16 protein-coding genes are annotated in these 21,072 nt (G+C 46.3%); 4 read left to right on the top strand and 12 right to left on the bottom strand.

Annotated features, from left to right (window positions below; translation table 11 throughout):
- Window positions 1–465 precede the first annotated feature (465 nt).
- Entirely contained in the window at window positions 466–771 is a 306-nt protein-coding gene (locus tag ACE1CM_RS47470; protein WP_374886608.1) for a carbon dioxide-concentrating mechanism protein CcmK, read from the top strand.
- A gap of 94 nt (window positions 772–865) precedes the next feature.
- Window positions 866–1,216: a carbon dioxide-concentrating mechanism protein CcmK gene (locus ACE1CM_RS47465; protein WP_226592588.1), complete on the top strand. Its 351-nt coding sequence runs from the start codon at window positions 866–868 to the stop codon at window positions 1,214–1,216.
- A gap of 218 nt (window positions 1,217–1,434) precedes the next feature.
- Here the strand turns inward: ACE1CM_RS47465 and ACE1CM_RS47460 are convergent, their stop codons facing one another.
- The 4 genes from ACE1CM_RS47460 to ACE1CM_RS47445 form a co-directional block, all read right to left on the bottom strand.
- Window positions 1,435–1,800 carry a low temperature-induced protein gene (locus ACE1CM_RS47460; RefSeq protein WP_374886607.1) on the bottom strand — a complete coding sequence of 122 codons (366 nt, stop codon included), beginning with the start codon at window positions 1,798–1,800 and terminating at the stop codon, window positions 1,435–1,437.
- Between the two features lie 239 nt (window positions 1,801–2,039).
- On the bottom strand, window positions 2,040–2,345 hold the full coding sequence (locus ACE1CM_RS47455; RefSeq protein WP_374886606.1) for a hypothetical protein: 306 nt from the start codon (window positions 2,343–2,345) through the stop codon (window positions 2,040–2,042).
- 80 nt (window positions 2,346–2,425) lie between these two features.
- Window positions 2,426–3,463, bottom strand: a complete 1,038-nt coding sequence (locus ACE1CM_RS47450; RefSeq protein ID WP_374886605.1) for an ABC transporter permease — start codon at window positions 3,461–3,463, stop codon at window positions 2,426–2,428.
- Window positions 3,464–3,575: 112 nt separating this feature from the next.
- Window positions 3,576–4,094: an adenine phosphoribosyltransferase gene (locus ACE1CM_RS47445; protein ID WP_374886604.1), complete on the bottom strand. Its 519-nt coding sequence runs from the start codon at window positions 4,092–4,094 to the stop codon at window positions 3,576–3,578.
- A gap of 560 nt (window positions 4,095–4,654) precedes the next feature.
- Between ACE1CM_RS47445 and ACE1CM_RS47440 the strand changes: the two genes are divergently transcribed.
- The gene (locus ACE1CM_RS47440) at window positions 4,655–5,284 is read left to right on the top strand and encodes a DUF3038 domain-containing protein (protein ID WP_374886603.1); all 630 of its coding nucleotides are present in this window, start codon (window positions 4,655–4,657) and stop codon (window positions 5,282–5,284) included.
- Between the two features lie 81 nt (window positions 5,285–5,365).
- A complete protein-coding gene (locus ACE1CM_RS47435) occupies window positions 5,366–6,946 on the top strand; it encodes a DUF4335 domain-containing protein (protein ID WP_374886602.1) in 1,581 nt (526 codons plus the stop codon).
- 649 nt (window positions 6,947–7,595) lie between these two features.
- On the opposite strand, the gene ACE1CM_RS47430 is transcribed toward ACE1CM_RS47435, so the two are convergent.
- The 8 genes from ACE1CM_RS47430 to ACE1CM_RS47395 form a co-directional block, all read right to left on the bottom strand.
- The gene (locus ACE1CM_RS47430; protein ID WP_374886601.1) at window positions 7,596–10,361 is read right to left on the bottom strand and encodes a CHASE2 domain-containing protein; all 2,766 of its coding nucleotides are present in this window, start codon (window positions 10,359–10,361) and stop codon (window positions 7,596–7,598) included.
- A 320-nt stretch (window positions 10,362–10,681) separates the two neighbouring features.
- Window positions 10,682–11,437 carry a DUF928 domain-containing protein gene (locus tag ACE1CM_RS47425; RefSeq protein ID WP_374886600.1) on the bottom strand — a complete coding sequence of 252 codons (756 nt, stop codon included), beginning with the start codon at window positions 11,435–11,437 and terminating at the stop codon, window positions 10,682–10,684.
- A 283-nt stretch (window positions 11,438–11,720) separates the two neighbouring features.
- Window positions 11,721–14,261 carry a CHAT domain-containing protein gene (locus ACE1CM_RS47420; RefSeq protein WP_374886599.1) on the bottom strand — a complete coding sequence of 847 codons (2,541 nt, stop codon included), beginning with the start codon at window positions 14,259–14,261 and terminating at the stop codon, window positions 11,721–11,723.
- A 69-nt stretch (window positions 14,262–14,330) separates the two neighbouring features.
- Window positions 14,331–14,483, bottom strand: a complete 153-nt coding sequence (locus ACE1CM_RS47415) for a hypothetical protein (protein ID WP_374886598.1) — start codon at window positions 14,481–14,483, stop codon at window positions 14,331–14,333.
- A gap of 57 nt (window positions 14,484–14,540) precedes the next feature.
- Entirely contained in the window at window positions 14,541–17,369 is a 2,829-nt protein-coding gene (locus ACE1CM_RS47410; protein WP_374886597.1) for a filamentous hemagglutinin N-terminal domain-containing protein, read from the bottom strand.
- A 170-nt stretch (window positions 17,370–17,539) separates the two neighbouring features.
- Window positions 17,540–20,080 (bottom strand): filamentous hemagglutinin N-terminal domain-containing protein, encoded by a 2,541-nt coding sequence (locus ACE1CM_RS47405; RefSeq protein ID WP_374886596.1) that lies wholly within the window; start codon window positions 20,078–20,080, stop codon window positions 17,540–17,542.
- 224 nt (window positions 20,081–20,304) lie between these two features.
- Window positions 20,305–20,799, bottom strand: a complete 495-nt coding sequence (locus ACE1CM_RS47400; protein ID WP_374886595.1) for a DUF3368 domain-containing protein — start codon at window positions 20,797–20,799, stop codon at window positions 20,305–20,307.
- Window positions 20,796–21,041 (bottom strand): UPF0175 family protein, encoded by a 246-nt coding sequence (locus ACE1CM_RS47395; protein ID WP_374886594.1) that lies wholly within the window; start codon window positions 21,039–21,041, stop codon window positions 20,796–20,798. The genes ACE1CM_RS47400 and ACE1CM_RS47395 overlap by 4 nt, the downstream gene beginning before the upstream one ends.
- Between the last annotated feature and the right edge of the window lie 31 nt (window positions 21,042–21,072).

Genomic DNA, 21,072 nt, shown 5'->3' with positions numbered 1-21,072 from the left:
ATAAAACCTTCCCAGGGAAAGAACATTTCCCCCGCCGTGCTACTACACTGCCAACCCGGTTACGGGCACGGCAAGCATAAAACCTTCCCAGGGAAAGAACATTTCCCCCGCCGTGCCCAATCGCAGATACACGGTTTCTCGGCACGGCAAGCATAAAATGTTCCCAGGGAAAGAACATTTCCCCCGCCGTGCTACTACCCAGACACTCGGTTTCTCGGCACGGCAAGCATAAAACCTTCCCAGGGAAAGAACATTTCCCCCGCCGTGCTACTACACTGCCAACCCGGTTACGGGCACGGCAAGCATAAAACCTTCCCAGGGAAAGAACATTTCCCCCGCCGTGGTACTACCTTCCCCCACGCTCTTGTCTATGGGAACGATAAATTTTTCAACCAAGTGTAAAAATTGGCATCGCTTGACCCGTACAATGAGGGATAAAGCATCGCAATCGTTGAGGAAGCCTCCATGCCAATGGCAGTTGGAGTTATTGAAACGCTCGGTTTTCCTGCCGTATTAGCCGCCGCTGACGCGATGGTGAAAGCGGGGAGAGTTACCCTAGTTTATTTTGGTCAAGCAGAAAGCGCCCGCCTTTTAGTCGCCATTCGAGGCGCTGTCTCGGAAGTCAACGTGGCGATGGAAGCTGGTATACAAGCTGGGGAAAAAGCTTACGGTGGAGAAGTGGTTACCCACTACATCGTTCCCAATCCGCCAGAAAATATCGTAGCGGTTCTGCCAATCGACTATACCAAAGCCAGCGAACCTTTCCGGTAATCGATCGAAATTCCTCAAAGGCTTGCATCGGCAGTGAAAACCCCTAAAATTAATGCGCGGCGACGCAGATATTAATCAAGTCAGGAGATTAGCAATGGGACAGCAAGCAGTCGGTGCCCTAGAAACAAAAGGGTTTCCGGGTATTTTAGCAGCAGCCGACGCCATGGTCAAAGCAGGCCGCGTCACCCTAGTCGGCTACCTTAGAGTTGGAAGCGCCCGCTTTTCAGTAATTATTCGCGGGGATGTTTCTGAAGTCAAAACTGCGATGGATGCCGGTATAGCAGCCGTAGAAAATGTTTATGGTGGAACGCTAGAATCTTGGGTAATTATTCCTCGGCCTGATGAAAACGTGGTGGCTGTTTTACCAATCGATTTTTCTGCCACCGTCCAACCCTTCCGCGAAGCAGTAGAAGGTTTGAGAATTCCAGGACGATCTGGTACGTAACGCAAGTTGCTAATTGGTAATTGCTAATTGCTAATTGCTAATTGCTAATTGCTAATTGCTAATTGGATTCATTGGCAGTCTGCTCTTGACAATTACCCTGACACGGCAGATCCTAGTAACGCCATTACCTACTACCAGCTCAATTAAACAAAACAAAGGGCAGACAATACTGCCCTTTTTCAACTGATTAACTTGCTTTTAAGAAACCGATTTTTTCCCTAGTCTCTTCCCGTGATTTTTTCCAATGCATGTTCCAGCTTGTCGGCAGGTGTTTGAATACCTTGGGTATTTTCAGGGCGTTTCATCTTGTCATAATCAGCCGTTCCTTGAATTTCATTCAAACCCGGATGGGTTTCTGACTGCTGCTTACTCATATCAAAATCGTAGGGGCTTTTACCAGCAACTGCTTCTTGAGACTTGCGCTCAATTTCAGTCAAATTGGCTTCACCTGAACCAGGGCTGCTCATCATGGCGCTGTAAGCAGGCAAAGCATAGGAAATAAACACCAATGCACAGATACAGGCAGCTACGAAAAAGCGAACTGGACGCAGCAACGCAGACAGATTTAAGCGAATGAAGCGCATAAAAAACTTCTCCTATTTTTCAAAATCAATCGTTCTTGGTTTTTGCTCGGTGAAACTCAGTTTTATTCTGAACTTCATTACCTATTTGCTCAAATTTTTAACAACTACGCATCTGTAAGCAGATAGATCTGCTTAACTCACTACGACCAGAGTAAATCAGCCTCTAGACGTATAAGTAATTGATAAAACGTCTAAAGTAGTCCAGAAACAACAAATAAACAGGGGTTTGGGGAAATCTTTTATTCGAGCGATCGCTCTTGGGTGAGAAACTCTATTCTGGGTTCTAGCGGATCAACCACAACCCCCACACCAACAAAACCCCAACGTTTGAGCAAGTTCTTTACCTGACTTCCAGGCAGAGACTCCACAGCAAAGCGGTTTGCCACATCTGCACCCCATTTGTTGAGATAGCTGAGTGCCTCGAAATCTTCGCGAAACATCAGCAGGTACCCGGCACCAGATGGGTTTGAACCACTTTCTGTGCGGGCAACCAGATAGCTACCATCAGATCGAGAACGAATAACGTAGTAGATTTGGGAGAACATAGCAGGGAATTTTAGATTTTAGATTTTAGATTTTAAATTGAATTCTGCTCTGAAATCTGCAATTCCCCAACACCCACGATCTAATTCAAGTCTTCCAGGCGAATTCGGGGATCTGCCGCCTTGAGTAGCAAATCTGCGAACAGGTTGCCTAAAATAAGCATTATCGCCCCTATCATCAGGCTAGCCATCACTAGATAGAGGTCTTGGTTGATTACAGATTGCCATGTCAAACGCCCCAGTCCAGGCCAATTAAAGAAATTTTCCGTAATAAAAGCACCGCTGAGCAAGCTGGAAAATTCAAATCCCAGTAGGGTAATTAAAGGATTAATCGCATTGCGGAGGGCGTGGAGGTAAATTACCCGATTTTCTGGCAGACCTTTAGCGCGAGCGGTTTGGATGTAATCTTGACGCAGGACATCGAGCAATTCCCCGCGCATAATCCGCTGCAATCCAGCAAAACTGGTAATGCTCAAAGCCACCGTAGGTAAAATCATGTGCCAGCCGATGTCTAAAATCTTACCTAAAGGGGACAAATCGGCATGGTCAATGCTAATCATCCCGCCCACGGGAAATAGAGGGGAAGTAGACTGTGCGAAGAATAGGAGCAAAAGCGCCGTGATAAAGCTGGGAAAACCTTGTCCGGCGTAACTGAGTACCTGTAGAATCCGATCCGCTAGACTATTTTGCTTCACGGCGGCGAGAATACCTAAAGGGATAGCGATCGCCCAAGTCACAACCAAAGATGAAATTGCCAGCAGCAGCGTCGCGGGTACCCGTTCCCACAACAAAGACGCCACCGGACGCTGATAAGCAAAACTCAGCCCAAAATCCAACCTAGATACAATTCCCCACAACCACAACCAATATTGCTCAAAAACCGACTTATCTAAACCAAACTGACGCTTGAGTTCTTCAAGTCTTTGCGCTGAAATTTTAGGATTTGATTTGAACGTATCCAAAAAATCCCCTGGCGCTAATTGAATAATGGCAAAACAAAGTACCGAAGCCAAAAACAAAGTCACAACCGCTTGCAACAGTCGCTTCAGCACATAAATAGTTGTTTCGCTAGCGAGCAATACCCTTAAACGGGGAACCGAGGAAAACTTAGCAGCATTCATAAATGACTAAATTGCTAATTGCTAATTGCTAATTGCTAATTGCTAATTGGTAATTTTAGATTGTAGATTGAAGTTAAATCTGCAATCTGCAATCTGAAATTACCAATTACTACTAATATTCAACCAGCGTCACGATCGGCACATCGGGAAGTTGTTGGCGTCCGCCCAAATCTCGTAGTTCGATGATAAAGCCAAAACCAACTAGATCGCAGCCAACTTGCTGGACTAGCTTCGCCGTTGCAGCTGCGGTTCCACCCGTGGCAATCAAATCGTCTACAATTAAAACCCGACTGCCTGGGTGCAACGCATCTTGGTGCATTTCCAGCCGATCCGTACCGTACTCCAATTCATACTCAACCGTGTGAACTGCCCCTGGCAACTTGCCCGGTTTGCGGATGGGAATAAAGCCCGCTCCTAGTTGATAGGCGATAGGCGTGCCGAAAATGAAGCCACGGGATTCCATTCCCAGCACGTAATCTACCGTCTGTACTGTTTCCTTGCACTTTTGGGTCAAACTGTCAATCGCGTAACGCAGGCCATCGGGGTTGCTTAAAAGCGTCGTAATATCGCGAAACATAATTCCCGGTTTGGGAAAATCTGGAATATCGCGAATCAGGGATTTTAAATCCATAGGTAATGGTTATTTGAGGTAGTGGTTGGCATTTGAGGACAATTCAAGGACGCCCAGATGGGGAGACGCGGGGACGGAGAGACGAGGATTGAAACCCCGCCTGAACGTGCAACCGGGGAATCTTCGATCGGCGTCGGGGTTTAGGACTCTTGGAACGGAAGGTTCCAGACACGGAGCACCAGACACTTCTTTCGCTTTGCGTCTTTGCGTCTTTGCGTCTTTGCCTCCCCTTGTCATCTTTCAGCGGCATCCCAGAGAGGGGCGCTTTTTGACTAGACTTGGAAAGTAGCCCCACAGATAATTTAGCTAAAGCGGGCGTACAACCAAATAGATGCAAAAGAAATCGTACACTGGAGAGTTACACAGTTTGAAAGGGTTCGTTAATATACAGAACTCGCGAGAGATCGCCAATTTCGCTAAAATCCTGCTGGAAGCTGAGTTGCTAGGTGAGAAATTGGGCGCAATATGTGAATACTAAACGTCAGATACCCTATTATTGCCATCAATTCTAAATTAGTTTTGCCAAAGTTGAGTTTACCCACCCACAAATGCAAGCTGGAATGAAAGTCACCGCAAGCGCGATGCATACAGATAGTTTACCTGCCCAGGTTGTCCCGCTGATACTAAGCAACCTGCCCGATCCGCCGACGATTGACCCGCAGGATTGTCCCCGTCGCGCCAGGCTGCAAATTGATCTGATTCTACTGGCAATTGAAGCTTTGGATCTGGGCGGATCGGAAGCCATCTTGACCACAGCCAAGGATCTGGATCTGCAAGGGATGATTAAAAATCGTGTAGTACTGTGGCGAATGCGTTCTAGCAACCCGCTGCGACGATACACCCAGCGCCGTCTCCTGAGCTTGGTAGAAGCGAAAGCCTTGGTAGTGGTTGGCTGCTATCTAGCACGACGCATGACGGTTTTGATCAGACAACTGCTGCTAGCTTACCAACAACTCAGTGAGAAGCAATTGTCACCAGAACACCATTTTCGCTTATCCGAGTACCTAGAGCGCTTCCGCAAGCATTTCCGCAGCCGCATGAACCCCCGTCGCTCTGCGGTTGTCGCTTACAATTCCGACGAAAAACTGAACGAACTCGCTATTTCGCTGTTGGCAAAATTGCTATTCTGTACCGGAACCTCCGGGATGCAGCGATTTTGGAGTAGTTTGTTTGACGGAGAAGTGGAATAAGTCAAAGGTCAAGGGTCATGTCTCTTGAACAAAATCGCAATGACCAATTAGCAATTAGCAATTAGCAATTAGCAAAGAAAAATGACTATTCAACGCCAGTACAGTCTGCCCAATTGCACGCTGTTTTTGGAGGGGTTGAGCGATGCAACCACGGGAAACGGGCAATTACAGATGCGCCCGGTGATGTCGATTTTGGTGAATGCAGAGTGTCATTTGGCAGGGGGAAAACCAAGCATTAGCGGCGGACGGGAATTTTTTGAAAGCTTGGTTAAAGCAGTCAGTCGCTACGCCCAAGCATTTTTAAGTGGCGTACCCCATCCGGATGAGGACGGACAAGCTTTGCCATTGGTACAGATACAACAAATTGACCGCCATTTGCATCGCTTGATCTTGCAGGATCCGGAATATGTAGCCGTATCCAACGGTGCAACAACTAACTCGAAAGCAACGAAATCTTACCAGATCGATTTGACGACGGTGCAGCTGTTCGATTTAGTCGAGGCGGTGGATCAGTTTTTTGCCGATACTCAAACCTTGCCGGATATATCGGTACCGTTAGTACCCGTCTCCCGGCGATATGCTAAACCTGACGAACCGATAGCTAAAAAAGCCGCCCCAGCTGCGTTGGGAGTGTCTAGTTTAGCATTGGCTGCGATCGCATTCTTCTTAGTACCCGTCCCCGAAGTCCAAAAACCCCAAGACCCCCGCCCTCGATCGGACGCCAACTCCCTCTCTACTACTCCTAACCCAACCGAACCAGCAACTACGGGGGAACCGCCATTAACCCCAACCCCAACAACTGGGGCGCTCCTATCTCCATCCCCAACACCCTTAGAAACCCCCCTGGCGACTCCTCTAGCTTCCCCATCGCCTACAGAAACCCCAGGGGCTACCCCCCTAGTCTCCCCATCGCCCACCGACTCGCTGACCACTGGAGCGCTGATTTCCCCCACACCCACCGCAACACCAGGAACAACTCTCGTCTCCCCCACTCCGACTGAAACGCCAGGGACTACCCTAGTCTCGCCTACACCTACCGACTCGCCGACAACTGGAGCGCTGCTATCCCCCACACCCACCGCAACACCAGGAACAACTCTCATCTCCCCCACACCAGGGGAAACCCCAGGAGCGACTTTAGTCTCCCCCACACCAGGGGAAACCCCAGGAGCGACTTTAGCCTCCCCCATACCAGGGGAAACCCCAGGAGCGACTTTAGCCTCCCCCATACCAGGGGAAACCCCAGGAGCGACTTTAGCCTCCCCCATACCAGGGGAAACCCCAGGAGCGACTTTAGCCTCCCCTACACCGACAAACTCTCCTTTAGCGACCCAGGGAGCAGAAATAACCGATGCTAGCATGCTGCGCCAGTTAAATACGACCCTCTACAACAGCATTCAGCAAAAGGTGGAAGGACGATTAAGGTTTCCAGACAAACTAGAATACCGGGTGGGCGTGCGTGCAGACGGGACGGTAGTAGAATATGAAGCCCGCAACCAAGCTGCGATTGATTATGCTGACCAAACTCCCCTCCCCAAACTCCAGTCTTCTACTACCCCAGTAGCACCCGCTACTGGTAGCAGCGAACCGATTGCTTACTACAGGGTTGTGTTTACCCGCAGAGGCGTCCTACAAGTCAGTCCCTGGCGGGGAATTCCGTAAAAGTCCAGATTACTAACGCAAGTTGCTAGTTATAAGTTGTGAAATTGGTAATTGGTAATTGGTAATTGGATTCATTGGCAGTCTACTCTTGCTAGTTACCCATTACCTATTACCACCGCCCTTGGATGTAATATCGTTTCCGGTTGCATCTAAATGATTAAAATTGGTTGTAGGGAACGGCAGAAAGCCTTCTCGTTAAGGGCAAAGCCTATTGATGTTCCCTACCACAAACGGTATTTTTGCAAAAAGTCTAATGATTCAGATACAACCGGAATCCATATAATATCATGTCCTCTTGCAACGGTTGTGTAACTGCTAATAGCTAATCGCTAATGGCTAAATAAAAAAGAAACAGTCAATAATTACTGAGCAGCTCTGGAGGCAATTGACAAGCGAGCAATTAGCAAGCGAGCAATTAGCAATTAGCTATCCATACACTACCGATGCAAGAGGACATGATATAACTAGCAACTTGAGTTACTAGACCTCTTGCAAAAGTCGCCTTCATCGGATTTAAAGGCAGGCGGGACGCCCACCCCACCAGAATTTTTTTGGTTTTGTGGGTTGGGCATCTTGCGCCCCAAATATTTTTGCCAAAGCGTTTTGTGGGTTGGGCATCTTGCCTGACCCAAATCTTTTTGCCAAAGGTTCACTGACACAAATCAGCGATAATGTCCATGCGAAAATTCTCAACTAAATTGGTTAGATTCTGATAAATATCTGCGGATTCTACGGCAATTTCACCAATTAGTTCGAGACAGCGTTGATCGTCAAGGGAAGATGCAGCTACCTGTAATTCTGTTCTCCAGTCGATTGGCATTGTGGCTAAAGATGATCCCAAGGCTTTTAAAGTTTCTGGATTCAATATATTATCCGAGTTGCTGTTATTTTCTTCTTGGGTTTCTGACTGGGCATAAACATAACGTACCTTGAGATATTGAGCAATTTTGTCCAGGAGTTCTTCTGTGCGGAAAGGTTTCTGCACCCAGTCATCGCAACCGCAGGTTAAAATTGCTTGTTTATCGTCAAAAACACCCGCTGTTAAAGCGATGATGGTTATTCTTTTTCCTTTGGGTGTTGCTTTGATTTGCTTGGTTGCCTCATAGCCATTCATTACCGGCATCCGCATATCCATTAAAATTAAATCCGGATGCCAATTTGACCACAAACTAATTCCTTCTTGACCGTTTTCTGCTTCGCCTACTTCAAAACCGACTGCTGACAGCAATTGCACCAAAAATAAACGATTTTCTAAAATGTCTTCAACGACTAAAATGCGATAATTGGGTTGATTGGGTGCTAAGCAAACAATTTTTTGCTCCGAGGTTGGCGCTGGAATTGCAGATGCTGTGGGGAGCATAAGCGGAAGTGTTACTTTAAAAATACTTCCTTTACCTACTATACTTTTAACTGCTATTTCACCGCCCATTAATTTAGCCAATTGGTAACTGATGGCTAATCCTAATCCGGTGCCTTGTTGAGATTTTCTTCCGGATGAAGTTTGGGCAAATTTTCCAAATAATTGGTTGATTTCTGACGGGGCAATACCGGGACCTGTGTCTTCAATTTCAAATATTATGTATTCTGAATTAGGACTGTAATTTGAATCTATATTCTCCATATCTCTCCTACTCCCCTGCACTCTTACACGTAGTGTCACGCTACCTTGCGAAGTAAATTTGAAGGCATTGCCTAATAAATTAATTAAAATTTGACTTAATTTTCCCTCGTCTGTCTGGATGTATTGGGGTAGGTCTGTACCCAGAGCTAAAACCATTTCCAATTGTTTCGCATTGGCTCGAATTTGGAACATTTCTTGCAGGCTTTTTAGCAGTTTTTCCAAATCTGCGCAGGTCAGATTAAGGTCGGTTTTGCCTGCTTCAATTTTGGCTAATTCTAGCACTTCGTTAATTAAATTCAGCAGGTGGTTGCCGCTGCGGTTGATGATAGCGAGTTGCTCTTTTTGTGGAGGTGGCAGCGGTTGGCTGCTCAGAAGTTGACTAAAGCCTAAAATTGCGTTGAGGGGGGTTCGCAACTCGTGGCTCATGTTAGCGAGAAAGGCACTTTTGGCGCGGTTGGCAGCTTCGGCATCTTGTCTTGCTTGCTCTAATGCTGTGTTTTTTCCCAACAGTTCGGCGGTGCGATCGCGTACTTTTTGTTCTAAAATTTGAGCGTAATCTTCTAATGCTTGGTGCGATTCTTTTAACGCTTGGTGCGAAGCTTTCAGTTTTGTCCACAACAGATGAACGCGACTGACAACACCAGCGCTGACTAAGGCTAAAAATGGTGCAGCAGCAGTTACCCACCAACCGGATAAAAACAACAAGTAAGCGCTACCCACCAAACTAACACCCGCAACGGGAAGCGCCACCACAACCCAACTCTCAGAACCTATCCTCCATGCTAATGCCGCTCCTATGCTTGACCAGAAAAATATCCACACCCAATTCAAATGTTCTGGAATTCCCCGCAGAATTTGCCTGCCTTCTATTGCTGCACTAACGAGTTGACTGGCAAGGTCGGCATGGACTTGAACGCCAGACCAAACTGTGTCAGAGTTGGTGCTGTAGGGGGTTAAAAAGCGATCGCGCGTACTTTCCGCTACCGAACCAATCAGTACGATTCTCCCCCGCATTAAATTCGCCGGAATTTTGTTTGCCAAAACATCTGTTACAGAAATGGTGGGGGTTTTCTGGCGCAGGCGGTGGAAATTCGCCAAAATTTGATAACCGCCGCTATCGGCATCCACATAACCGCCTTCATTTTCTTGCAGCGGCGTCAGTTTGGCTTTGCCTAATTTAAAGCTGCCGTACTGACTTCTTTCCAGGTAAATATTTTCCGCTTCTAAATAAGCTAATGCCAGCTTAGCTCCTAAAGTTGAATAAATTTTTCCCTCGCTGAGGATAGATAATAAATGGCGGCGAATTTTACCATCAGCATCCAGCACCAAGTCGCTGGCAGCAACTTGGTTTTTCTGTGGCAGAACGGGTGGCGGCGGCACAACTGGACCATTCCCATCGCCGATGACTTTTTGAATGCCAATTAAATTGGGTGTGGTAGCAAATATGTTCAGTAATTCTTGATGTCCGGGTTCGACTTTAAGGTTGCGATAAATATCTAACCCAATAACTCGCGGTTGTTGCTGTTTCAGGTTTTGGATGACTTTTGCTAACTTCGCATCTGACATAGGCCAGCTGCCCAAACGCGAGATATCTGGCTCATCAATGGTGACAATAATTACACTGGAAGAGCCTTTTTCTAGGGGACGCCAGCGAAACCATTGGTCTAAAATCGTAGATTCAAGCAACTGCAATGCACCAGACCCTTGCAGCGCCAGAACCGCTCCCGCTACACCGATAGCGGTTATGCCGATACCGCGATGGGGAAGAATGGGATTTGTGAGCTTTTTCCACATAGATGGTTTTTCGCTGCCGCCGTAAGTCTTGCCAGCTGAAGTTTTGTACTTTTCCTATTGTGCGTCGCCAATGTAAAAATTCTGTGAATATGCTTTAATTTTTCTGTTGGGTTAATTGTCAGCAGCTTTTGGGTTAGGTCGCGATTGCATTTTCCACATCAGCTGAAAAGTCAGTATATTGAGAGCTTGCACCAGTCTCATAACCCGCCAGGAAATCAATTTCAAACGCTTACTGTTAATTCCTCTAAAGATGGCTTTCCCTATTAGCCATAAAATTTTTTCTTTGGCGGTTTAATGAGCAAGTGCAAGAGCTTGAGCTACTACAACCTGGTTACTGGTAACTGGTAACTGGTTAGTGCGATCGCCTCTAATCCCACCGATTTTAATACTTCTGCCCAAGAAGCAGCGAGCGCTAAATTCCCAGGTTCTGCCTGTCCCAGTTCCACCAAGGTATTAACCGCATCGTACCAAAATCCCCGTTTGGCATAGAAGGATACGCGATCTAAGCCTCGCAATTTCGCTAATTCTTGCTTTAAACTATCGTTGAGTTCGGTGCGTTCGATCCAACCCCCTACTACCATGTCTTCGGTTCGTTCGTTAGGATTGCAAATCAGGGCAACTGTCCAATAGTAGGGTTTATCCTTGACCAAAGATGGCGCATTTTCTGGTAACTCAATCCTAATTAATCCAGTGCGATTAGCAACGGGAAAGTTCATTTGATAAACGCCGTTCATCTGCTCGTCAAATAAGCTGAATTCCATCGTTTGGGCAGTAGTTTGCGGTACGTAAACCAGGAACTTGGGACGCGAGCTTTGGGTTAAACCTAAGTGACTACCTGGACTCAGAGCGGTTAAAGTAGCGGAGCTGACCGTTCTCTTGGACGGGTCGCAAGCGCTGCTAACAGGACGCGACCCCCCACCCGCCGTACCCCTACGGGGTATGCCCTTCCCTGGTGGCGGTTCAAAACTGGTTGCCCGATTTTGTGACCGCACGCTAGGGGTGAAATTAGGTGCTACCAGGACCCAAAGCGTCAAGAGTGCAGGAATTAGCCTTAGGGTAGATTTACTGGAGGTCATATTCGCTTACCTTTGTATTAAGCATCGATTAAAACCCAGGGTGAAATAAAAAAACTATTATTGTTGGGGAATTCGGCTGCAAAGCCATATCTGCTGTTTACACTCCCAAGTTTAATGGGTTGTATCCGTTAAAATCTTCGCTATGCCCATTGCCTGCTATTTGTCAATAAATTTTGCTGGTTACCAAGAATTATTGCACTTTTTCTGGTTCTGAGCAATTGTTCCAGTTTGCTTTTATCCCGATTTGTAGGTCAAAATTTGGCGATCGCACAGAAACACTCCCCTAAAGCCAATTACCAATCAAAATAAAGGAAGCCCAGAAGTACGGATGGTTAAATTCGGGTTGTTTGAGCATGTGGAGTTGCGCCTGTCTTACCGCTTCGGCTTTGGTCACTCCTGGCTTGAGCAATTCTTGGTAGAACTGTACCATAAACTCTGCCGTGGATTCGTCGCTCACCATCCACAGAGATGCTAAAGTACTGCGAGCGCCGGATCGCACTGCTACCCCTGCTAATCCCAGCGCAGCCCGGTTATCGCCTTTGGCAGTTTGACAAGCACTCAGCACCAGTAACTCAATCGCCGGTGAGTCGGTTAATTCTCGGTTAATCAGCAATGTACTTAACTCTTTAACGTCAATTCTTCCATCCCAAGTGAGGATAAAAGTTTCTTCTGCTTTGGAGCTAAACTGACCGTGAGTTGCTAGGTGCATCACCGAAAATGGCAGGGTTTTGATTCTGGTTTCCAAAGCGTTGGTGGTGAACTGTCGATCGAGGAGAATCGTAGCGGGAACAGTTGCACCAATCTCGGTTACTTCTGCTTTCACTCCTGGTAAGGGCGAAAATTCCCCATTACCTTCTGTCAATCCTCCGAGTAATGCTTTGAGGTGACTTCGGGCGATCGGACGGGGATTGAGTAATAGTAAACCGGGCGCGATCGCTACTTTATATTGTTCGATTAGATACCTCTCCCCATCGTGCAACGCCGCCATTGGTATATTCCGCAAAGATCCATCGAGAACAAACACCAAAGTTTGCATATTGTTTTTAGTTAAATCTGCTACCGCTGGTTTGATTAACCAACCGTAAATTTCCTGAGCCAGACTCAACCGTTCTTGGGGGAAAGCAGTGCGTCGCATCGATTGGCGCATTCGGTTGATGACGATTTCTACTTGCTGTTTTTCCAGTTTTGTGGTATAATGCCGCAAAGGTTGACCGGAAAGCGAGAGGATGACTTCGATGCGATCGCTTAAAATAATCGGATAAATAACAGCAGCCGTGGGATCGATTTGGTCAATTTGTCGGGGTTGAACGTCCAAACAAGCTTCTCGAAAGAAATTAGCAAGTTCGGCTAATTGCAGCGCTTCAATAGTTTCCCTTGCTTGCTGAAGTTGCGGTTGAATGGGATTATTTTGCAGTAATAAATCCACCAATTCCCGATAAACAGGTTCGACACTTTCCCGGAAAGAAAACTGTACTTCTTGGTTAATTGCCGCTAAATCTTGACGTAGCGATTGGAGAGTATTTACTGCGTCAGTATAACTTAAAATAGATTGGCTTTTATCTCCCGTCACCTTCAGCAGTCTCCCAGTTTGCCACTGCCACAAATAAGCAATTTCACCGGCGCGAATTTGCTGGGCTAAGATTAATGCTTGCTGGGTCAAATTTTTAGCCGCATCCCACTGTTGCGTTTGTTCGTAGAGTGCGCCTAAGCGCCCCAAAGCATAAGATTCGGCGCGAGGATTGCCTAAACTTTTAGCTTCATTGGCAGCATTCGCCAGAATTTTAGCAGCAGCATAAACTTCGTTAGGAGAGAGTTTAACCAAACATTCTGCTAAGTTTATTTGAGCGTAAATCTTAGTTTGGCTAGGTGGTAATTTGGCGAGTTGGTTTTGAATTTTGCGAAAAAGTGAAAGTCCATCAGCTAATTGCTTTAATTTGACCAGCAATTCCAGTTGATAAATTTCCGCTTGTAATTGAACCGGGCTATTTTCCCCGCTAGCTTGTTGGTAAAATTGCAGTGCGACTTGGGGTTGTTCTCTAGCTTGGGCAAGATTCCCTAAACTGAATAAAGCAATTTGAATATCGGGGAGAGATTGCAGTTTTTGAGCAATCGCTAAACTCCCTTCCAGAGTTTTTTGGGCGGCGGTAAAATCTCCTAAAACTCGCAGAATATTACCGATATTTAAAAGTGCAGTAACTTGGAGTTGCGAGTCTGGTTGGTTGTTAAGGGATGTTGCGACTTTTTCCAGAATAGTTTTAGCCCGCAGGTAAAAACCCAACGCTTGCAACGCCCTTGCTTGATTGAGTTGCGTGCCGATTTCGCCGATGCGATCGCTTATTTCCCGATAAACTTGTTCGGCTAACTTCCATGTTTCTAAAGCAGCTTCCGCCTGTCCCTGAATCAAATAAAACTGACCTTGATTATTCAAGACTTGGGCAACAATTAATTGAGTATTTTGCTGCCTAGCAATTAAATCCATTGCCTGATTCATTGCCCCAGTTGCTGGCTGGAATTGTCCCAATTGTTGATAAGCGAGGGCAAGATAACTCAAGACCAACGATTGATTTAAACTATCTCCTCTAGAACGATATTCTTCTGCGGCTACTTTCCAAGTATTTATGGCTTCTAAAAATCGACCCGATTGATAAAATTGTTTTCCGGTTTGGAGTAGATTTATTCTGGGAACCTCTGCGGATTGTGGCGAGCGATCGCTAACAGCAGCATCAACGCCTAGAGCCATCATAAATCCCACGCTGCCGATTATTAATAGCAAAAACAGGTTTCGTAACAAGGTTTTGGATATATTTTTAAACGATAATTTCATCGGAATTATGGAAAGATAATTTTCAGGCGATCGCAGTCATTCTGGGATTTTAGATTATAATATTAAACTCTAACAATAAGCGTTGCGATAACATAAACCGTTAAATAAGTAGGTGAATATAAATAAACTCACCACAATCGCGGGCGGGACGCCCACCCCACAAGATGAAGGTTTTGTGGGGTGGGCGTCCCGCCCGCCATAGGTAGAGATAGCTATTTTCACTTTATTTACCTGCACCTACTTAATTTCTTACCAAGACAACAGAATTTAAAGAATGCTTCAGGGCAACAAAATTAAATTTGGCTGACAATTTGGTTGTAACTCGCTATTAAAAGGTGCTGGAGCAGGTGTTTCCGCGACGAGTCTGACAGTACCATCCCCATCGACTACCCAACCCGTCGCCTCAACTAAGGTATTTTGGATTGAAGTTCTCACCTGCTCCTCTGCACCATAGCTCACCTGCTCTCCTGGAATTCGCCAATCAATCCAACCGGGAGGCAGATTCAAAGCTTCTCTAGGAGTAGGTGGTAATCCTCCTCTTCCAGTTACGGTAAAGCTGTTGCGTCTCGTTTGCGGGGAACAAGTTTGAACAATTTGATTAGTCGGGTCGGTTAAATTTGCTGGTAATTCGACTAATCCAGCGGCGGTTTGAACTTCTGGGCTGTTAATTTGTACGATACCGCTAAACTGGGGGCCTAGTTCTGAGGTGGCGGTGATGTCGCTAAAGTCAGTGGTGCGCGATCGCAATTGAGTCCCAAAAATCCCTTGTGTATTAATCGTTACTCGCCCTCCAGCACCTTGTTGGGCGTTGGCGCTGATGTCGCTATTTTCCAAAGGCATCGCCACTAAGGTATGGGTATTGATTGTGATGTTGCCACCATTGGTATTACCCGCATTGGTGTTAATCGAACTGCCACGGCGCAGCTGGATTTGTTGCGCCTGGAGATGAATATTTCCGCCTGCACCAGAGCCAGTAGAAGCATTAATACTACCTTTGTTGTCAAGGTTAATCGCATTGGCTACAACCGTAAGATTTCCAGCATTTCCCGTACCTAAAGCCTGAACATTAACCGTTGCCCCATCCCGCACAATTAATTGATTGACATTCAGATTCAACTCTCCTCCACTTCCCGTAGCCGCAGGATTGGTAAACTGGTTCGCAATACCGACTGATGCCTCAATTTTGCTAATAAATTCATCGTTATTAGCGCTACCAATAACTTCGATTCGATCTGCATTAATCGTAATGTTTCCCGCCGTTCCTGCACCTAAAGAAGCCACAGAAACTACGCCCCCATCTCTTAAAATCAACACAGGCGTAGAAATCCGCATATTACCTCCTGGGGTGTCGCTTAAAGTTTGAGAGCCAAGGTAGCTAGGAGATTGTCCCCCATTTGCCAAAATTTCAGTAATCCCTGCCACCTCTATCGACTCCGTAGCCGTAATAGTTAAATCGCCTCCCGGCCCACCAGCGTTAGCAAACAAAATATTACCAACAATCCCACCATTAGATGAGCTAATCCCCCCTCCTTGAGTAATAGTCAATCGCTTCGTATCAACGGTAATATCCCCTGCCTTTCCAGTACCGCCAATAGAATTTGTGGCAATTGAATTTTGCAGTGCAGCTCCAGCGGGATTGCCTAACAAGTCTATAGATTCAGAAGCTTTGATGCTAATATTCCCCGACGCGCCCTCACTGCGGGTTATGCTAGCCAGAGCAGAGCCATCGCGAAGAGTTAATCGTTCTGTTTCAATCGAGATGTCTCCACCTTTGCCAGTACTTCCCGCCAATGTCCCATTATTGATTCCACCACCAAGGATCTCAACAGTATTGGCACGGATAGTCATGTTGCCGCCATTTCCAGCACCACCTGTTGCAGTACCTGCTGATGCTCCATTGTTCAACAGTAGGCGTCCAGTATCGATTGCAATGTTTCCAGCCACTCCAGAACTAAAAGTGCCAGTTTCCAAAATAATGGTTGGGTCAAAAGGGTTAAGCGTTCCCGATATCAAATAGCTAATTAAAAGCTGTTGATAGCTATCGAATCCAATACCTTTCAGTTCCACTAAGTCAGTAACGCGAATATTGATATCTCCTCCTGCACCTTCTCCCAGAGTCAGCGTAGAAATTTGCGACCCATTTTGTACGAGCAACTGTTGAGCGTTGATATTTATACCCCTGCCGTCAATATTTCCTAAAGTTAATCCATAAATTCGCGAACCGCTGACAGTCACATTTCCACCTCTAATATCTATTTTGCCTCCACCTATTCCGCTAGTATTAATCAGCGCGCCACCAGATATTTCAATGTTGCCAAAATTTTGAATGCTGTCATAGTTCAAACTCCAACCGAATAAGGTAGGCGCAAGGCCAACAAAACCAGAACTCTTGACGCTACCAAGAATAATTTGTCCTCGACTGGCGGTTAAACTACCACCATTAAGTTGAATATCGCCGCCAATTAAGGCTAAAGTTTGACCTGGTTGTACGGCTAAACCAACTTGATTGGCATGAGGAATTGACTGCCCCCGCCGAGAAAAAGTTGGTAAATTGCCTTCTCCCACAGCAGTTGATTGATTGACTATCCTGCCGGGATTCGAGCCAAATTGCAAGCCAATCGGGACGTTAATTGTCAGTAGCGGTGGCGCAGAAGGATTAACGGCGCTAAATTCACTGCCATCGGCAAATCTAATGCTGTTAGCAGTACTGCCAATAAACGAACCGCCGATATTTAATTGGGCGTTTGGAGCAAAAACAATACCGTTGGGATTGAGCAAGAATAAGTTAGCCGTGCCGTTAGCTCGAATTAAGCCATCAATATTAGAGATTTTGCCACCAGTAACCCGCGTCAAAATATTTTGAATCTCTGGGGCGTTGTTGAAGAAAGCTGACCCATTCTTCGGGATAGAAAACTCTTGAAAACTGTGAAATAAATTGCCGCCGTTTCTGGTGCCACCAGAAATTTCAATTAAATTGCCGTTGGGGGTAACGACGCTATTATTTGGTAGGGTTGCATCTGGGATAATTTGTGCTGAAGTTGGGCTATTGGCAGTCAGCCAAAGTAGAGAAATCAGGCCAAGTTGCCAAAGGTCAGAATCTGGTTTCATATTGTTTGAGTTTAATGGGAGCGAAGTCTATTAACCTAAGTTGCTAGTTATAAACAAGGGCGGTGCCAGCTGGCTAATTGCGAGCTTGCTAATATAGGATTTTTACTGACATTAGCCATTAGCCATTAGCCATTAGCTGCTATGGATGAGATAACTAGCAACTTCAGCTATTACATCCCATCCGTCGGTGTATTGCCGCAGCTAGCAGGTTTATACCAGGAATTCGACCGCGTAATACTAGACACATTTGCTACCAACTCCACCTGACCTTTGTCGTTAATCGTCCATCCCGTTGCCTCAACTAAGGGATTTTGAATTGGGGAATTGGGAATGGGTAATTGGTAATTAGAAGTTGTCAACTGTTGAGGAGCAATTCGCCAATCAATCCAAGCGGGGGAAATATTCAAAGCTTCTCTAGGAGTGGGTGGCAATCCTCCTCTTCCAGTTACGGTAAAGCTGTTGCGTCTCGCTTGAGGCGAACAAGTTTGGGCAATTTGATTGATGGGGTTGGTGAAGTTTTCGGGCAATTGGACCAACCCAGCAGTGGGGTTAACCGCAAGACTGTTAATTTGCACAATGCCGTTAAACTGTGCGCCGCGTTCTGAGGTAGCGGTGATGTCGCTAAACTCGGTGGTGCGATCCCGCAACGCCGTGCCAAAAATCCCTTGTGTATTAATTGTTAGTTCCCCACCCTTACCCTGTTGGGCATTGGCGGTGATGTCGCTATTTTGTAGGGCAACTAAGGTGTTGGTATTGATGGTGATATTGCCGCCAGTAGCATTGTTTTGCGCGTTGGTAGTAATTCGGCTGTTGTCGCGCATCAGAATACGATCTGAGTTGATGGTGATATTGCCGCGATCGCCTGCCCTGGTTTCAGCATTAAGAGAACCGCCATTGAACAGCCGAATCGAGTCAGCATTCACCACCAAATTGCCTGCTTTCTCATCCTCAGTCGTCATATTCGCTGCAAGATTACTGACAGTTGCTCTTGCCCCATCCCTGACCGTCAAATTTGGGGTTTCTATTGTCACAGTCCCTGCTTTTCCGCTAGAGTTTGGTCCACCTGTAGCAGACAAGGAACTAACCGCAAGCGGATTCGTCCCCGAAGTGCCAATTACTTCTATAGCATCGCTTGCCCGGACGATGAGATTTCCCCCCCTTCCCACGCCAAAGGTAGAGGTGACTATTTGTCCACCATCTTTGATAGTCAACCGGGCAGTTTCAATCGTCACATTGCCCGCATTCCCCCTTATTCCTCGTCTAAACACAGAACTAGCGATCGTACTACCATTTATGAAGATGGTGTTTGGCAGAGCCGGATTCCTAAATTCGCCGAATCCAATTACTTCCACCGCCTCAGTTGCCCTGATGGTTAAATCTCCGCCATTCCCATCACCCGTAGTTGTCGAGAGAATTCGCGCCCCATCTGTTAAGCGCAAGCGTTGAGTTTCAATCGTTAAATCTCCCGCATTTCCACTGGAATCAACTTGGGCAGCAGTAAATAAGCCACTGGGAAACGCACCGCCGAAACTGCCAAATGCTTCTACGGAATTTGCCTTGACAGTCATATTTCCTGCGTTCCCAGTGCCAAGCGTCCCGGTTAATAGTGTTCCCCCATTGCCAATTACCAAGCTAGGGGTTTCAATCGCCATATCTCCCCCCTTGCCGCTAGAACCGGCTTGGCTGGTGGTATATATACCGCTGGGAAACAGCAAAATCCGGTTGAAACCCAGCACTTCCAATGATTCAGAAGCGCGTACCGTTATCCCTTCCCCATCCCCTCTCCCCAGAGTTGTTGCCAAAATTGCCGCACCATCGCGCAAGGATATCCGCCGCCCTTGTATTTGGATATTTCCACCACCATTACCACTGGCATCTGCCGAAGCTGCACCCGTAAAACGGATATCTCCCAATTGTGTGGCTAACTGTTCATTGCTAATTGCTAATTTGCCGTTAGTATTGGTAATTCCTAATGAGCCATTCGTCACTGCCCAAAGTTCAATTCGCCCGCCTTGTGCGGTGAGGTTTCCTCCTTCTATGGCAATATCACCCCCAACTAAGGCCAGAGTTTGACCGGGAGCAACTTGCATTCCTACAGGTCTGTTATCTCTAAAAATGGCCAAACTTACGGCGTCAGTCCGCAAGTTATTACCGCCACCCTGCACAACTATGCCAGCGGGATTTGGCCCCAATTGCAAGCCAATCGGTACGTTAATTGTCAGTAGCGGTGGCGCAGAAGGATTAACGGCGCTAAATTCACTGCCATCGGCAAATCTAATGCTGTTAGCAGTACTGCCAATAAACGAACCGCCGATATTTAATTGGGCGTTTGGAGCAAAAACAATCCCGTTGGGATTGAGCAAGAATAAGTTAGCCGTGCCGTTAGCTCGAATTAGCCCATCAATATGGGAAATTTTTCCGCCCGTGACACGACTAAAGATATTTTGAATTGTCAGAGCGTTATCAAAATGGGCTGTTTGTCCATTCAGAACAGAAAATTGCTCAAAACTGTGGAATAAATTTGTCCTTGATGGCGTTCCACCCGTAATGGTGAGGGTATTTCCATTTGGGGTGACGATGGAATTGTTGGGTAACGTGGCATCGGGGACAATTTGCGCTTGTGCCGCTTGCTGTAGGGTCAAGCAGCAAGTACACAAGGAGAGAAGGGAAGCGAAGTCTCTCCCACTAAATCCCTCTAATATAGCTGGCATCGGCGTTTTGGTAGCTGAGCGCGATTGTGCTGATGCCCAAATTTTATTCTAAAAGCGGTCTCAAACTTTGAATCATATCGATTCTGGTTACATCTGAATCATTAGACAAAATATCGTTTGTGGTAGGGGCACGGCATCTATAGGCTTTGTCTTTAACTCGAAGGCTTTCTGCTGCCGTGCCCCTACAACCAATTTTAATCATTTAGACGCAATCGGAAACGATATCACTCACCAGCAGCTTGGAGGATAGCTGGGTATAACTGGCTACTGACTCTAAAGTCTACTTGATTAATCAACCGATCGATTACAGGTTTAACGGCTATAATCAAACCGTTTCTCTTTGCTTGTAGTATCACACCCAGTATTCCAGTCACATTTATCCCATAATTTGTAGCGACGGCTCTACCACGACGCTCATCCATTAGAAGTAGGTTCGCTTGCAGTTCTAGTGCGAGGGCGATCGCTTCCGCTTCACCCAAGTCAATATTATTTTGACTGGCTTGTATTTGCGTTACTTGTTGATAATTTGTAACTGCTTGAGTTTGAATCCAGGCTAAGGTTTGTACTTCTATTGCGCCGGGGACAAGTTTATTTACTCCAGCCATTTCGTTGTAGACAGCGGTAGGAATGACCAGATTACCATACAATTCCCGCAGCAAATCTAGCTGACCAATCGCTGCGAGATTGGTAATCGGTGATGTATCGCTAACAACAATCATAGCAATCCCATCGATTGCAATGTTTTAACATCAGTTTGAAAATCTTCGACATCATAATTGATACAAAGTCCTCGTTTAGCTAATTCGTGTTGAAACTCAATGACTGTTACTCCTGTCCATCTACGAGCTTTACCGCTGCTAATTTTTCCCTGTTTGTACAGCATGATAGCTATTTCTAGTTTGAGTTCATCCTCGCTCATTTTTGTCGATTCGAGGATGTCATCTGGAATTACAACACTCATAGCGTTATACCCTATAAAAAAAGGTGGCTCT

Source organism: Microseira sp. BLCC-F43 (assembly GCF_041929235.1).
GTDB lineage: Bacteria > Cyanobacteriota > Cyanobacteriia > Cyanobacteriales > Aerosakkonemataceae > Microseira.
The sequence above is the reverse complement of the archived record's forward strand: the minus strand, read 5'-3'. Positions and strand labels throughout refer to the sequence as shown.